The sequence below is a fragment of the Mucilaginibacter sp. FW306-07-L genome (assembly GCF_058782065.1).
On the sequence record NZ_JBYSXI010000001.1, the window covers coordinates 1,090,003 to 1,105,280 of the forward strand.

Annotated in this window: 12 protein-coding genes; 5 read left to right on the forward strand and 7 right to left on the reverse strand. The window is 41.3% G+C overall.

Features of this window, described 5'->3' with window-relative positions; all coding sequences use genetic code 11:
- Positions 1–2 precede the first annotated feature (2 nt).
- The 5 genes from AC3WJC_RS04990 to AC3WJC_RS05010 form a co-directional block, all read right to left on the reverse strand.
- On the reverse strand, positions 3–3,242 hold the full coding sequence (locus AC3WJC_RS04990; protein WP_492397970.1) for a SusC/RagA family TonB-linked outer membrane protein: 3,240 nt from the start codon (positions 3,240–3,242) through the stop codon (positions 3–5).
- A gap of 247 nt (positions 3,243–3,489) precedes the next feature.
- Positions 3,490–4,470 carry a FecR family protein gene (locus AC3WJC_RS04995; RefSeq protein ID WP_492397971.1) on the reverse strand — a complete coding sequence of 327 codons (981 nt, stop codon included), beginning with the start codon at positions 4,468–4,470 and terminating at the stop codon, positions 3,490–3,492.
- 120 nt (positions 4,471–4,590) lie between these two features.
- Complete coding sequence (locus AC3WJC_RS05000) at positions 4,591–5,157, reverse strand: RNA polymerase sigma-70 factor (protein ID WP_492397972.1); 567 nt, start codon at positions 5,155–5,157, stop codon at positions 4,591–4,593.
- 324 nt (positions 5,158–5,481) lie between these two features.
- Complete coding sequence (locus AC3WJC_RS05005; RefSeq protein ID WP_492397973.1) at positions 5,482–6,120, reverse strand: DUF2306 domain-containing protein; 639 nt, start codon at positions 6,118–6,120, stop codon at positions 5,482–5,484.
- Positions 6,121–6,231: 111 nt separating this feature from the next.
- Positions 6,232–7,461, reverse strand: coding sequence for a helix-turn-helix domain-containing protein (locus tag AC3WJC_RS05010; protein ID WP_492397974.1), 1,230 nt, complete (start codon positions 7,459–7,461; stop codon positions 6,232–6,234).
- 155 nt (positions 7,462–7,616) lie between these two features.
- Here AC3WJC_RS05010 and AC3WJC_RS05015 point away from each other — a divergent pair, with 155 nt between their 5' ends.
- From AC3WJC_RS05015 to AC3WJC_RS05035, 5 genes are read left to right on the forward strand one after another with little or no spacing between them, the layout of a single operon-like run.
- A complete protein-coding gene (locus AC3WJC_RS05015; protein WP_492397975.1) occupies positions 7,617–8,048 on the forward strand; it encodes a MarR family winged helix-turn-helix transcriptional regulator in 432 nt (143 codons plus the stop codon).
- On the forward strand, positions 8,035–8,436 hold the full coding sequence (locus AC3WJC_RS05020; protein WP_492397976.1) for a DoxX family protein: 402 nt from the start codon (positions 8,035–8,037) through the stop codon (positions 8,434–8,436). The genes AC3WJC_RS05015 and AC3WJC_RS05020 overlap by 14 nt, the downstream gene beginning before the upstream one ends.
- A 23-nt stretch (positions 8,437–8,459) precedes the next feature.
- Positions 8,460–9,137 (forward strand): type 1 glutamine amidotransferase domain-containing protein, encoded by a 678-nt coding sequence (locus AC3WJC_RS05025; protein WP_492397977.1) that lies wholly within the window; start codon positions 8,460–8,462, stop codon positions 9,135–9,137.
- Between the two features lie 26 nt (positions 9,138–9,163).
- On the forward strand, positions 9,164–9,586 hold the full coding sequence (locus AC3WJC_RS05030; protein ID WP_492397978.1) for an organic hydroperoxide resistance protein: 423 nt from the start codon (positions 9,164–9,166) through the stop codon (positions 9,584–9,586).
- 57 nt (positions 9,587–9,643) lie between these two features.
- Entirely contained in the window at positions 9,644–10,276 is a 633-nt protein-coding gene (locus tag AC3WJC_RS05035; RefSeq protein ID WP_492397979.1) for an NAD(P)H-dependent oxidoreductase, read from the forward strand.
- 108 nt (positions 10,277–10,384) lie between these two features.
- On the opposite strand, the gene AC3WJC_RS05040 is transcribed toward AC3WJC_RS05035, so the two are convergent.
- Both AC3WJC_RS05040 and AC3WJC_RS05045 read right to left on the reverse strand, forming a co-directional pair.
- Positions 10,385–14,497, reverse strand: a complete 4,113-nt coding sequence (locus AC3WJC_RS05040; RefSeq protein ID WP_492397980.1) for a hybrid sensor histidine kinase/response regulator transcription factor — start codon at positions 14,495–14,497, stop codon at positions 10,385–10,387.
- A gap of 147 nt (positions 14,498–14,644) precedes the next feature.
- Entirely contained in the window at positions 14,645–15,256 is a 612-nt protein-coding gene (locus AC3WJC_RS05045; RefSeq protein ID WP_492397981.1) for a hypothetical protein, read from the reverse strand.
- Between the last annotated feature and the right edge of the window lie 22 nt (positions 15,257–15,278).

Sequence of the window (15,278 nt, forward strand, 5' to 3'; positions counted from 1 at the left end):
GATTAAAATGTGAACTGAATGACACCGACAATAGTGCGTAAAGGGGGTACGCTTAATCCTTGAGACTCGGGATCAAACCCAACATAATTGGTTATGGTAAACAGGTTTTGCGCCTGCACCTGTAACCTCAGGTTTTGAAGCTTGGCACGCTTTACCCAATCGCCTTTAAAATCATAAGCCAGGCTCACGTTTTTAAAGCGAATAAAGGAAGCATCCTTTAAAATAGCGTCTGAGCTTGTGTAATCAGAGTAAGCGTCATAAGCATCATCATAAGTACTGGTTACCTGCAGTTGTGTCGGAAGTCCGGCATTTACATAGGCTAACATAGGCCCTGCTGCCGAGTTGTTCATAAAACCAGGAGGGTTGAATGATTGTGATAGTATGGAGCGGCCTTTTTGCTTTACAAACTGCACCAAAAAGTCCAGCGTTAAACCTTTATAAGAAACTGTATTGGTTAATCCTCCGTAATAATTAGGTTGTGATGTACCTGCGTAATATCGATCGCCAGTAGCCAGGCCAAAGTTTATACTACCATTACCGTTAACGTCTTCAAAACTAGGCAGGCCGGTTTGCGCATTAAAGCCCGTGTAGCGGTATACGTAGAAGCTATTGAGCGGCCGTCCGACAACGTACCGTGAAGCATAAGAAGTTTTCTCAATATCAGGGAATGACGATAATTTGTTGCGGTTGATAGAAAGGTTGAAACCGGTGTTCCATTGGAAGGCTTTTGTTTTAAAATTTTGCGTTGATAACGTAAACTCCCAGCCTTTGTTCTCTACTTTGGCCGGCATATTGGCTTGGTAGCTTGGGAAACCGGCTTGTATAGATAGCGGGAAAGCTACCAATTGATTGCCGGTTTCGTTGCGGTAATAAGCAGCGCTCACTGATATCCTGTCTTTCAGGAAGCCCAAGTCAATTGCTGCCTCAAATTTACGTGTTTGCTCCCAGCGGTAATCGTTATTAGCGATACGGGTAGGAGTGAGTCCGGGTACGCCATTGTATATATACGGAACAGAAGAATATGAATCCAGGTATTGGTAATCACCTATCTGATCACTACCCACAATACCGTAGCTGCCACGCAATTTACCGAAGCTCAGTAACGAAAAGTTTTTTACAAAGTTCTCTTCAGTAAATACCCATGCCGCGCCTACTGATCCGAAGTTTCCATAACGGTTGTTGAGGCCGAAACGTGAAGATCCGTCGCGCCTGAAATTCAGGTTGATGATGTATTTCTTTTCCCAATCATAATTAATGCGGCCGAATATTGAAGCGTATTTATACTGGCTTGAACCACTGCTGGTACTTACATCAGCAGCAGATCTCAGGTCTTCGAGGAAAGCGTCAGACGGAAAATCGCTGGCCAGTGTATAAAATGGCTGCCTTGAATTTTGAAATTGCCAGGTAGCACCTAATAATACGTTCAACTGACCCTTACTGATGGCTGTATTATAAGTTAACTGTGGCTCAATAATGTAATTATTGGTGAGATTGTAAGCAGTTAAGCTTCTGGAAACATTCCACGGAATACCCGGATCCATTGACGACATAGGGGTTAACCTTTTCTGATCCATATCTGAGCGGCTGTAACCCAATGATGTTTTGAACGTGATGTTTTTTGGGAAATGGTAGCTTAATGTGATGTTGCTGATCAGGTTGCTTGAACGGTTATCCTGCAACTCATTTAACTGCCCTAATGGGTTGGCCGGTACACCAAAACTCACACCGCTCCAATACAATGATCCATCAGGATTGTACAGCGGATAATTAGGCGGCAGGTTGTAAGCGGCATTGGTTTGATCTAATATCGTAACATTGTTTTTATCTGTACTGTAGATGGTTGATAGTGTAAATTCAAATTTATCATCCAGGCTTTTGTGCCCCAGGTTAAAATTAGCAGCGCTTCTTACAAAACCCTGGTCGCCTATAAATACGTTGCCCTCGCGGTGGTGCGTACCGCTAAACCTGAAATTGGTTGAAGCATCGCCTCCGCTCAGCGCAAGCGTCGCGTCTGTCATCTGTGCTTTATTACCGATCAATAATTTTTGAAAATCAGTATACGCGTTTTGATCCCATTGGGTAAGGTCAAAAGCCTGGTCATCTGCCGGGTCAATACCGGTGTTTTGATAGCCGCGGCGCCTTAAAGCGAGGTATTCAGGCGTACTAAGTGTTTTAACAAAATGCGTTACTTCTGATACGCCGTGTTTTACTAAACCATCAACCTGTGTTTTACCAGCCTTTCCTTTTTTGGTGGTGATCAATATCACGCCGTTTGCTCCTCTTGAACCATAAATAGCGGTAGCGTCGGCATCTTTTAATATCGATATGTTCTCTATATCGGCCGGATTAATACTGTTTAGGGGGCTGGTTGAGCCGTTAGCCGCGTCGAGCGGCGTGCCTGCCTGCGCGTTTATCGCGTCGGCCAGGTAGGGTACCCCATCAACAATAAATAGTGGGTTGTTGCGGCCGTCAACAGAGTTGGTACCCCTGATAGTAAAAGTCATGGGGCTGCCGGGCAAGCCATTGCCCTGCGTAATATAAACGCCCGGCACACGGCCCTGCAAAGCAGAAGCCGGATTTGTAGCGGGTGTATTCATCAATTCCTTCGCGCCAATTTCTACCTGAGAGCCGGTGCTGGTTCTGCGGGTTGCGGTGCCGTAGCCAATAATCTTCACTTCATCCAGCTTACCCGGATCGGGCTCCATGGCAATAGTAAGCTCCTGGTCCCGGGCAGGCGCTTTTTCTGCTTTTTTGTAGCCGATGTAAGTTAAGATCAGTACTTGGTTACCGCTTGGTATACCAATGTTAAAAGAACCGTTTACATCTGTTTGCGCGGTATTGCTTGCATTACTTAAACGGATAGAGACGCCCGGCAGCGGCGCACCGGTTTCATCAATAACTTTTCCGCTTTGTACATACCCGGCAGCCATATCCTTAGTGTTTTCTGTCTCAATGGCATCAGGCAGGTTACTTGGTCTGAGTATGATGTATTGATCGTCAACTATCTGATACGTAAGTTTAGCCTGTGTACACAAGCCATTTAAAACAACTGACAGCGGCTGATTTTGGTAACGTTGATTAACGATAGTTTTCTTATTGATAAGATTGTCGTTATAAACAAACCTTAGCTTGGCGCGTTGTTCAACAAGCTTTATCGCATCTTCAATACCAATGTTGTTAAACGAAACAGAAATTTCTTTTGCGGCAACAGACTGAGCTTGGGCATCACGTTGTGCAAGCAAAATAAACAAGGCAAAACAAATTTGCAAAAGCCTTGTTGAGGCTGGATACCGGAACATAGGCGCTGATTTTAACGCGTTTGCTAAAATTTGGTGTGAACGTCCGAGTAGGACATAAAACATGCAAGTCAAATATTTTTTATACATTTGATAGGTTTAATTTTTGAGTAAAAAGAAATTGAAAACCAATTGGGCGAAGGTGTTGCGAGCATCTTCGCTTTTTTTTATTTAATGAGGAAAAATCAATTCATTAAAAACAGCCTCCTCCTGTTAATTTGATTTTATTTCCGGTTATTTTATAAGTTGCATTAATTGATAAACAAAGAATTTTAAGGGCTTTTTCCATCGGCAGCCCGGTTAAATCGGCAGTTATATTGCAGGCTTTGTATTCGCCGGTGTAACCCTCAAACTCCATATCAAATTTTGAAGCGAACTGATGCATGATAGCCTCAAACGGAACCTTATCGAAGTACATATCGTAAGTCGTTCCGGCTGTTAGCAGCGCCCGCTGTACCTGTTTCTCTTCTACCGGTACAGTTTCAACTTTCTTTTCAGCGGCTTTAAAAAACTGGTTGGCTTTAACATAGTAAACATCATCCTGCTTGCCTTTTTTGGTGCGTACTACTTGTACGCGGCCGGTTAATACATCAATATTGTAGTCATCATCATTTTTACCGGTACGTATATTGAAACTGGTACCCAGCACGGTAGTAGTAAAATTACCCGACCTGATTTTGAACGGCCAGTTACTGTGGTGGCTCACTTCAAACAAAGCCTCGCCATGTAATACAACCTGGCGGGTACGTTTACCAAAGATTTTAGGGAACGATAATGAGCTGCTGCCCTTTAACCATACAATACTGCTATCCGGCAAAACTACGCGCCTGATGGATGAGGCTTTTGTGTATACGGATTGCAAAGGGATATCCTTTTTTGAAACGGAATAGCGGTATGTTATTAAAGCAGCACTTGCCACAAGCAGCAGCACGGCGGCAATGCGCAACCAACCCGGGATCATGGATATTTGCGTGCCGCTTGTTTCGCCGATGTTATGATGTATGCGGCTGAGCAAGGCTTCTTTATAAGACTCCTCTGTATCATCATCCGAAAAATGGATCTCGCCCGGCATTTCAGTATTGTACCAGGCATCCAACTCTTTTTTTTCAGCCGGAGTCAGCGTGCCTTTGCGCCATTTAAACACAAGAATTTTAATTTTTTCAGGGATCGCCATCTTTAGATTAGCTGTTTATAAAAAGATAGCGTGAAAAATAGGAGGTAATACGTACGTCTATTGAAAAAAAATCACTAAAAACTTAATTTAGTTTAAAACCACGTTGTTTAATAGGTGCAATTATAAAAAAGTAAGCATCTGAAAGCTTTTCTTTAAAATTTTAAGGGCCTTTCCGATCTGTGTTTCGACTGTTCGTGCAGAAATGTCAAGTTTTTCGGCAATCTGTTTCGCGCTAAGACCGTCATTTCGGCTCATTTTAAAAATCAAACGGCATTTTTCAGGCAGTTTATCTATTTCTGCGTCAATCTGTGACTGTAATTCTTTTATTTCAATCGAAAAAAAACTTTCATCATGGCGAAGAAATTGTAAAAGGCTGCTATCTTCAAGTGTTACCTGGTTCTTTCGGATCTGGCTTTTGGTTACCTGATTAAGTATCTCATATTTTAACGCGGCATATATATAGGTGCGAAAGGTAAACTGTAGTTGCATCCGTTCTCTACGTCGCCAAAGGTTCACAAACAGCTCCTGTAAAACCTCTTCGGCATCTTGCTTGCTTTTAAGGCGGTCCACCGCTTTCGCAAGCAGCGGTTTCCAGTAGCGGTTATAAATCTCATTAAAGGCATCCAGACTGCCTTCTCTCATCAGCACAACCAATTCCTCGTCCGTTTTACCAATATAACTACTCATTAGGGAAAAGCAAAAAAACTAATATAGCAAAAATTTTACAATACTGCTTTTGTAATAACGTACATCATAATTATTTGATATAAGTTTGTTTTTCGCAACCTGGGTTAAATAAGATATGATTCTTTCAATTTTGATACTTTCGGCGAGAAATATCTACCTACAACTGTTAAGCCGTACATAAACAACGAGGCCGGCTTCGCTGATGGTTGAAAAACTTAATATTTGAATATCCGGAAAATCAGGCTGTTTACAGTGATAGCAGTGGAGGCGACTTTAAAACCGTTAAAATAAATTCTGATTAACTGAAAGCAACCGTGATCCGGTTTAATTGTAGACTCTTTTTTCTAAGCTTGACCTGGAGTTAGACGTATGAAATTTTACTATTAAATAAGCTACGAGCATGTTCGGTACCCATGACAACCAAGCCACAATTAGATATGATTTATTGTAATTGCCATTGATTAGGATCAAAATAGGTAACCATACTCTTAGTGTAACAGCAGCAAAGCAAGCCGCGTAGCTATAGGTCATCAAAATCTGATGTTTTATAATCTGTTTGTTTCTGATGGTAAGGTAAGCAGCAAAGGTGGTAGAGAACCAAATCACACTCAAACAACCAAAACCTAATGATGCCCATAAGCCGCCATCAGAAAAAAGGGCGATATAAAAGGCCGAAAAAGAGCTTAATAATGCTGACACCACATAGATTTTTCCAATCAGCCGGTGGGTATTGATGTTTTTTAACCTGAGTTTATAGCTAAATTGAATCCAGCCCACAAGCAGCGCGAGGCCTCCTGCGATAATATGTGTATAGAATGCGGCGCTCCAGGTAAAGCTGCTTAAAAGCCACAACGGTTTACCATTCAGTATACCAACCTTTCCATGTAATATAAAATACTTTAGCGGATAAAAGCCGATAGTTATCGCGAAAAAGCCAAATAGTACCCAAAGAATTTTTTTCATGTCAGCATTGTATTTTGATGATTAGCCGGTTTATATGGTCTTGACCGGTAATTTTTACAAAACTGTATATTAAGCGGTTTACAAGCGTTCCACTTTATAAGTTGGTACCTGTTATTTTACTACATCGGGGGTTTGCAGGTGTATTTTCAGCTCTTTTACGTAAGCTGTTGGTGATGATCCTGTTTTCTTTTTAAAATTCCTGTTAAATGATGTTTTAGAATTAAAGCCGGCTTCATAAGCTAATGCCAGTAGGGTGAATTTATGGTTTGCAGGCAACAATAAAATTTGCTTAAACTCTTCAATCCGCAGATCATTGATATAGTCATAAAAACTCTTATTCTCCATGGTGTTGATTAACTGAGATAACGTGTTTTGATGAATATTCATTTTGATAGCCAGTTCTTGCAGGCTTAGATCAGCATTCTTGAACAACTTATCTTTTTGCATCATCTGTTTAAGTTGGGCATGCATATTTAACAAATGCGCTTGCTCTATTGCTGACTTTTGATACTTTATTGTGGATGTTAGGCTGGGCTGCTCTTGCATTGTTACTAATAATTCAGATTCAAAAGCAGCAGCGAGCGCGGGAACGGTATTATCGGTAAACAATCCAACCTGTTTAATTCCGAAAAATGCAATGAGCAAGATGAAAAGGTCTACTAATGCGAATGTAGACAGATCATTACCCAGTAGAATAGAGATCCAGATTATGCACATGCCGGCAAGAAGTGTTGCTAACCATTTTGCTTTAACCTTTTCCGTATGAGATAGTAGTTTTCGGACTCTATACAACAGATGAACTGAAAGTGAGATATATAGCAAACCGGAGGGTAAAATTAAAAGATGGACGAAGTACAAAAGATTAAGGTAGCCAATTCCATCATGTTGATAAATGAAGATCTTTTCGGCCGGTGTTAACAATAAAAACCTTGATAGAGCGATGTAAGTAATAATTGCAGGTACAAAATGAAGTAAAACGTATAGCGGCCTGGATTTTTTTTTCGCAACCAATGCGATATACATATATAAAAACGGGCCGTGAAGAAGAGGCATAGCAATTTCAATACCCAGCAAGTAGGGATATTCTACAAATTTATTGGATGCCAGTAAATAATAGCACAGCAGATGGCAGGCTATCAGCAGTAGCCATAAAGCCAATATCAGATCAGCAGCCGATCGTCCACGTTTGGTAAAAAGCAGTGTGGAAAGAAGTATAGAAATGGCAGATCCTATGATGTGTAGCATACTTGAACAGAGATAATACAAAGATATAATAAAGGCTAAATTTGAATTAGCCATAGCCACCCGAATAAACGGATCAATCTTTATTTGAAAGAGCATCAGCTTCCTATAGTAATAAGTTAAGGCATTAATAAAACGCAGCAAAGGCAAAACCTAAGATTATTAAAATAAGGGGAAGTTTCAGTAATAATATATTTATGTAGCACAAAATTATATTGTGCAAAACATTTATGATGTTTTGGAGTTTACCATATATGGAAGATTTACTTAAGCTCGAAAAACAGATCTGTTTCCCGGCGTACGCTTTTTCACGAAATCTGACTAACCTGTACAGGCCCTTACTGGCCGAATTGGATATTACTTATCCACAGTATTTAGTATTGATGGTACTGTGGGAGCATGAACAGCAAACCGTACAGCAGTTAGGAAATAAACTATACCTGGACACGGGTACGCTTACGCCACTGTTAAAAAGGTTAGAACAAAAGCAAATAGTGAACAGAACCCGAAGCCGCGAAGACGAGCGTGTGGTAAACATCTCCTTAACCGAATATGGTAAGCAGATGAAGGACAGGGCAAAGCATATTCCAATGGAGTTGGTAAAATGTATGGATGTTACTATGGATGAATTATTGCAGCTAAAAAATCTTTTAAATAAAATCATTAAAACAGATGCGAACCTCTAAAATACAAAATATAGCCAGGGTTACATTAGGCGCTTTTTTAGCCTTCGCGGGTGTAAGCCACCTTACGTTTAACCGTTCCGAGTTTTTAGCGCAGGTGCCCAAATGGCTTCCTGTTAACCCTGATCTGACGGTTATACTGTCCGGAGTAGTAGAGGTCAGTTTAGGCCTGGCACTCATTTTTATGGTTAAAAACAAAAAATGGGTTGGCATTATTACAGCTGTTTTCTTTGTGCTGATCTTTCCGGGAAATATTTCGCAGTATATTAATAAAGTAGATGCCTTCGGCCTGGATACCGATAAGGCAAGGTTAATAAGGTTGTTTTTTCAGCCTGTCCTTATCCTGTGGGCGCTTTGGAGTACCAATGCGCTCAAAAATAAAAATCAATAATTATATCATTAAAAAATTAAACAATGAAAGTTTTATTTGTAGTTACCTCGCACAATGAATTAGGCAATACAGGCCACAAAACAGGTTTTTGGGTAGAGGAATTTGCCGCTCCGTATTATAAATTTACCGATGCCGGTTATGAGGTAGTAGTAGCCACACCTAAAGGCGGGCAGGCACCTATTGACCCGAACAGCGAAGCGCCCTCGGCACAAACCGACGCTACCAAGCGCTATTATAATGATACCGCGGTGCAGGATGTTATTGCCCACACCCACAAGCTTGCCGATGTGAACGCGTCTGATTTTGATGCTGTGTTTTATCCGGGAGGGCATGGCCCGCTTTGGGATCTGGCTAACGATGCTAAATCAGCACAACTGATTTTGGATTTTTATAACAGCGGTAAATTGGTAGGCGCGGTTTGCCACGCACCGGGCGCATTTAAAAATGTGAAGTTTGAAAATGGCGAACCTTTTGTAAAAGGTAAAAACGTAACCGGATTTTCAAATACGGAAGAAGAAGCCGTAAAATTAACCGAGGTAGTACCGTTTTTAGTGGAAACCGAAATGCAAAATTTAGGCGCTAACTACAGCAAAGTGGAAGATTGGGGTGTACACGTGGTTGAAGACGGTTTATTGATCACCGGGCAAAATCCGGCCTCGTCAGAAAGTGTTGCCGAAAAAATGATCGCCCGTTTAAAATAATTATCATCTGTAAAGAATTCATTAAAATGAAAACATTATATACCGCGGATGCAACCGCGACCGGCGGCCGTAATGGCCATGTAAAAAGCAGTAATGGTGTATTAGATCTTGAGGTTAGAATGCCTAAAGCGCTTGGTGGTGCCAATGATGACTATACCAATCCTGAGCAATTGTTCGCGGCAGGTTATGCCGCCTGTTTTGATAGCGCCCTGAATTTAATAATTAAGCAGGAGCAGGTTTCTACCGGTGGTACTACCGTAACCGCGAAAGTAAGTATCGGGCAAAGCGATGCCGGAGGTTTTGGTCTGGCTGTTGAACTTAACGTAAATGTTAATGGTGTTGACCAGGATAAAGCGAACGAACTGGTAGCCAAAGCGCACCAGGTGTGCCCATACTCTAATGCCACCCGTGGCAATATTGAAGTGAAATTGGCGGTTACCAATAATTAAAAATTCAACAGTGGGCTTAAAGTTATTTAGGCCCGCTGTTTATAAAACTGTTATAATATGTCATTAATAAATGATTTAAAGTGGCGTTATGCCACCAAAAACTACGACCCGACTAAAAAAGTAAGCCAGGCAGATATTGATAAAATTGTAGAAGCCGCCCGGTTGGCACCTACATCTTCGGGCTTGCAGCAGTTTAGGGTGCTGGTAGTTTCAAGTCAGGAGATCAAGGAAAAACTCGCGCCAAGTTCGCTGAACAAAGAGGTAATGGTGGATTGCTCGCATGTGCTGGTATTTGCCGCCTGGGACAGGTATACCGCTGAGCGGATTGATACCATTTATGATCGAATTACTGACGAACGGGGCTTGCCACAAGGGAGATTTAACAGCTATACGGATAAGATCAAAAATATTTATTTGAACGAAACCCCGGAAGAGAACTTTGTGCATACTGCCCGGCAGTCATACATCGGGTTTTCAATGGCTATCGCCCAAGCTGCCGAACTAAAGATTGACAGCACACCGGCAGAGGGTTTTGACAATGCCCTGGTTGATGAATTGCTTGACCTTAAATCATTGGGATTAAAAAGCGTAACCCTGTTATATTTAGGCTACCGTGATGAAACAGATTGGTTGGCTCCAATGAAAAAAGTACGCAATCCGGTTGATGAGTTTGTAATTGAGTACAAGTAATAACTTATTATCTGCAAAGTTTAAAAAGTCCTTAGTTAAAACGGGTATTAAACTTTGATTGAAAAACTGTTAAATGAAGCCAAAATATCTTTGGCTTCATTTACATACTCAGGCTTGCCACTGACTTGTTTCCTTACGAAAGCGTTGGATATAATCAGACGGCAACAAGTCGTACTCCACTTTAAATGATTTTGCAAAGTAGTGCGGCGTGTTAAACCCTACCTGGTAAGATATCTCCGCAATAGAGAGCTTACTTTTTGTTAATAGCTCGGCGGCTCTCCGTAACCTTATCGACCGTATAAAATCAACCGGGGTTTTACCCGTGAGCAGCAGCACTTTTTTGTATAATGATACTCTGCTCATGCACATGTGCCTGCTTAGTTCTTCAACGTTTAAGTTAGGGTTTTGCAGGTTGCTTTCAATATAAAGCAGGGCTGTATCCATAAATTTGCCATCAGCCGATGGTATTACCTTTTCGTTTAGCTTAACATCAATCTTTTTACTGTTTTTAATGTCCGTTTGCAGTGCCATTAAATTCTTGATTTTTGAATGCAGAACTTCAAAATTAAGTGGCTTGATCAAGTAGTCGTTCGCGCCGTTGCTTAAACCTTCTAACAACATCTCCTCATTTGGCATAGCGGTTAATAATATAATAGGGATGTGTGAGGTGCGACTGTCAGCTTTAATTTTACCGCAAAGCTGCAAGCCATCCATTTCGGCCATGCTAATGTCGCTCACGATCAGGTCCGGGTGGAATGCCAGGGCTTTTTGCCAGCCATCCTTACCGTTTACAGCTTCGAGTATAGTATAATGCCCGGCCAGGTTGTCTTTCAGGTAATACCTGAAATCGTCATTATCTTCTACCAGTAAAACCTTCGCTTTTTTTGAAAGGTCTTTCCCAGTGTTTTTTATGCTGATGCCAGCCGGTGTAACACCGGCAAGCTGTACCGCTTTTACAGGTAAAGGCAGCTCAACTATAAAGCAGCTTCCACCATTAGCCACGTGTTCAACATATATTAAGCCATTGTGCATTTTAACAAACTCTTTGGCTATTGAAAGCCCGATACCATTGCCCTGGTTAGTTAACGAGGCCGGCAAATCATTTTGAAAAAAGCGCTCAAATATTTTATCAACCTTATCAGCAGGTATGCCTATGCCGGTATCAATAACGTTTAACTTTAGCACTCGGAATCCGTCTTTTTCAGGATGCGTTACGCTGCTTAGCAATACACTTACATTACCGCCTGCCGGGGTGAATTTGAATGCGTTTGAAAGCAGGTTTAACAGCACACGCTCAACTTTATCATGGTCAAAAATAGTGGTGAGCTTAATGGTATCGGTATCAAATGCAAACTGTACGTGGCTTTGTTCGGCAATATCAGTAAACGAATAAGCTATATTTTTAATAAATGCGATGATGTCGCCTTCTTTTAGGTTGAGCTTTAATTCGCGGTCTTCCATTTTACGCAGATCCAAAAGCTGGTTAACCAGGTTAAGTAGCCTGTACGCGTTTTTTTTAATGATACCCAGGTCGTTACCCCGCTCACTCATCTCCGGGTCTTTAAGCAACTTATCAACCGGCGCCATAATTAGTGATATGGGTGTTTTAAATTCATGGCTTACATTGGTCAAAAATTTGATCTTCATCGAGTCGAGCTCGCGTAGCCTGTTTGCTTCTTTTCTTTCCTGCTCAAGGGCAAACCGGGCCTTTAGTTTTTTAATACCTCGGTAACGTATGTAAAAAAGTATAGCCAGCGTCATTGCCAGGTAACACAGGTAAGCCAATGTGCTTCGCCAAAAGGGTGGGAGTACCTTAATTTTTAAGGATATAACCTGGTCATTCCACGAGTTATCAATCGCTTCGGCACGGGCTATAAACGTGTATTCCCCAGGGCTTAGGTTGGTATATGTGGCTTTACGTACTTTGTTATCAGCCATTACCCATTCGTCATCAAAACCCTGCATTTTATAGCTGTATTTTACGTTATCCGGATTTAAAAAATCAAGCGCGGCAAAATCGACCGAAAAAAAATCTGCATCGTAGCTCAGGGTAAGCGCCCTGGTATCAGTAATCAATTTTGATAAAACCACCTCTCCATTTATTTCATTACCTGGTTTAATGCTGGTGTTAAATAACTGAAAGTCGGTAAAAACAAAGGGTGGTGCTGTTTTATTCAGTTTAATATTGTTTGGGTTGAACAGGTTAAAACCATTGCCGCCCCCAAAAAGCAGTTCGCCTTCGCGGGTAATTAATGAGGCATCATCATTAAACTGCCTGCCCTGCAAACCATCCCGCTCATTAAAATTAATAAACCTGAGCTTTGATTGGCCGTTAGTTATCGAAAGCCTGGCTTGAGACAGCCCATTGGCGGTTCCCATCCAAAGGTTGCCTTTAGCATCTTCCTCCAGCGATACGATGTTGTTATCAGGCAATCCATCCTGTTTGCGGTAAAGTTTTAATAGTTTGGTTACTGGGTTCAGTATGTTCAACCCTTCGCGCGTGCCGATGCATATATTGCCGTTCCGGTCCTCCAGTAAGGAGTAAACATTGTTATATACCAGGCTGTTAGGGTCGCCGTTTATGTGTTTGTAATGTATTATTTTTCCCTGCGGATCAATTACGTCTATCCCATCAGAAGTACCCACCCATATATTGTTTTTGCGGTCTTCTATTATACTGAATACATAATCGGAGTGAATAGAATTTGGCCGGTACGCCCGGTAAATGGTAAACTTTTTTCTGTCAGCCCCGAGCATGTTTAACCCACCTGATAGGGTACCCACCCAAAGTCTGTTAAGGTGATCTTCTTTTATTTCATACACACGATCATCCGAGAGGCTGTAAGGGTCGGCATCATTGTGCTTATAGTGGGTAAATGTTTTACCGTCAAAGCAATCAAGCCCGCCAAAATAAGTGCCTATCCAAAGCTTTTGTTCATGATCAATGGCCAGGCTCACTATTACATTGCTGGTTAGGCTGTTGGGGTTGGTTTTACTGTGTAAATAGGTGGTAAATTTCCCGGATTTCCTGTCGTAATATATTAACCCGCCGCCGTTACTACCGATCCATATATTGCCTTTATTGTCCTCGGCAAAAGCATTTACATCATCGTAACTTACCGTATTTGGCTGTAAAGGGTTGTGCCTGTATAAAGGGAACTTAATAATATTTTCGTGATAAAAGTTGAGCCCTTTTTTGTAGGTGCCTATCCATATAGTGCCCGAATTATCTTTATAAAGCTCTGTTAAACTGTTTTGGCTTAAACTTTTATCATCATTTTCTTTTTTTAACAGGTAGCTGATGGTAAAATCAGCTTTATCAATCATGTTAATTCCGCCCGGATCTGTAGCAACCCATATTTTGCCTTTATTGTCCTGCATTACGCTATTTACAATATTGGCATTCAGGCTATGCCCGGGCGCATCCTTATAAAAGTGTTTAACTATGTTATCTACAGGGTTTAAATAAAATGTACCGATAGGGCCTGAAAAAAACCATACATCATCCTGAGCATCAACAAATATCTTGTAAAACTGATAAGCTTTACGCTGAAGCGCATTAGCTATGGCTAATGACCGATAGGTTACCTTCCCTGTACGCGGATCAAACCTGTCAATAGCGCCGTTATTGTAAACAAGCCAAATATTCCCCTTGGAGTCAGGGTACATATCAACCACGTTAATGGAATACAACGAAGCCGGGTTGCCCTGAATGTGCGGGTAGCTTCTTGTTTTTTTTGTTGATGAGTTATAAACAAAAAGCCCTTCAACAGCATGGAGAAAGTAAAAGTTACCGTTGGCTCCCTTTGCTATTTTTAATACACGGTAATCAGGCACGCCATAGGGTTTCAGGTAAGCACCAACATCTTCACTAAAGCTTTCGGTTAACTGATCGTAAATACTATAGCCCGACTGTGTTTTTATCCAGAATTTATCGCCGGGTGCCTCATAAATGTTAAGTATAAAATTGTCGCTTATTGACTTAGGATCGCTGGCATCATGCTGGTACAACTTAAACGTATTGCCATCATAGCGGTTAAGGCCGTTTTGTGTACCTATCCATAAAAAGCCACGGCTATCTTTTAAAAAAGTTGTTACACTATTGTGTGATAGCCCGGTATTAACATTAATGTGCGAAAATGCGTATTGGTTGTTTTGCGCAAAAGCATAGCTTGAGCATAACCATAGTATAAGCAGGTATTTTAAAAAATCAGGCTTCATTAAAATCGGTACCCAAATCTATCAAATACATCTTACAATCAATGTTTAAATGTATTATGGCACAACAAATAAGCCTCAAAAAAGAGGCCCGCTGCAATATTTATTGCAGCGGGCCTATAGTATACACAATTATTAACCTGTACTTAATCAGGGTAAAATAACCAGTTCCGCCTCTGATTCAATTACAAGTGGTTTTGTGCCGCCGGTATAAAATACCACTTTACCGGTTGCGGCATCAACAGGCACCTTAACAACAATTTCTGTTAATGATTTGCTTACAAAATTTTCAACCAGTGTATCGGGAGCAAATTGTACACCGGTTACCCAGTTCACAAAATCGCCGGTTATTGTAATGTTGTCTCCGGCGTGTGCGGTTGCGGGTACTGATGTTATGGTTACCGGTACCTCAAACTGTATCTCGGTTTTTGAGGTGATATCGCCATCGGCAGTTTTTAAGGTTACAAAGCCTTTTTCAGTTTCTTGCGGTACAGTGATCACGATCAGATCTGCCGATTGCTCAACAAATGCCGAACTGGAGACCGAAGCACCCGGAAGCGCTATTTCGGTAACCTTATTCAGGTTTTTACCAATAAAGCGTATCTGCTCACCGTGCTTAACACCGGCAGGGCCGAAGCTTAACAATTCAACCTTGCCCGAGTCTACCTCGTTATCCGTGTTTTTACATGACATCGCCATGGTGATAAGCAGCATAAAGCCGGTTAACAATGTAAGCAATGGTTTATGATAGGTTAATTTCATATTATTTATTCGTTTTAAAAAG

Coding starts and splice junctions, on each gene's coding strand:
- AC3WJC_RS05005 (WP_492397973.1), bottom strand. CDS start 6,120: ATGAAAAAAATTCTTTGGGTACTATTTGGCTTTTTCGCGATAACTATC.
- AC3WJC_RS05025 (WP_492397977.1), top strand. CDS start 8,460: ATGAAAGTTTTATTTGTAGTTACCTCGCACAATGAATTAGGCAATACA.
- AC3WJC_RS05020 (WP_492397976.1), top strand. CDS start 8,035: ATGCGAACCTCTAAAATACAAAATATAGCCAGGGTTACATTAGGCGCT.
- AC3WJC_RS05040 (WP_492397980.1), bottom strand. CDS start 14,497: ATGAAGCCTGATTTTTTAAAATACCTGCTTATACTATGGTTATGCTCA.
- AC3WJC_RS05045 (WP_492397981.1), bottom strand. CDS start 15,256: ATGAAATTAACCTATCATAAACCATTGCTTACATTGTTAACCGGCTTT.
- AC3WJC_RS05010 (WP_492397974.1), bottom strand. CDS start 7,461: ATGCTCTTTCAAATAAAGATTGATCCGTTTATTCGGGTGGCTATGGCT.
- AC3WJC_RS05015 (WP_492397975.1), top strand. CDS start 7,617: ATGGAAGATTTACTTAAGCTCGAAAAACAGATCTGTTTCCCGGCGTAC.
- AC3WJC_RS05030 (WP_492397978.1), top strand. CDS start 9,164: ATGAAAACATTATATACCGCGGATGCAACCGCGACCGGCGGCCGTAAT.
- AC3WJC_RS04995 (WP_492397971.1), bottom strand. CDS start 4,470: ATGGCGATCCCTGAAAAAATTAAAATTCTTGTGTTTAAATGGCGCAAA.
- AC3WJC_RS05000 (WP_492397972.1), bottom strand. CDS start 5,157: ATGAGTAGTTATATTGGTAAAACGGACGAGGAATTGGTTGTGCTGATG.
- AC3WJC_RS05035 (WP_492397979.1), top strand. CDS start 9,644: ATGTCATTAATAAATGATTTAAAGTGGCGTTATGCCACCAAAAACTAC.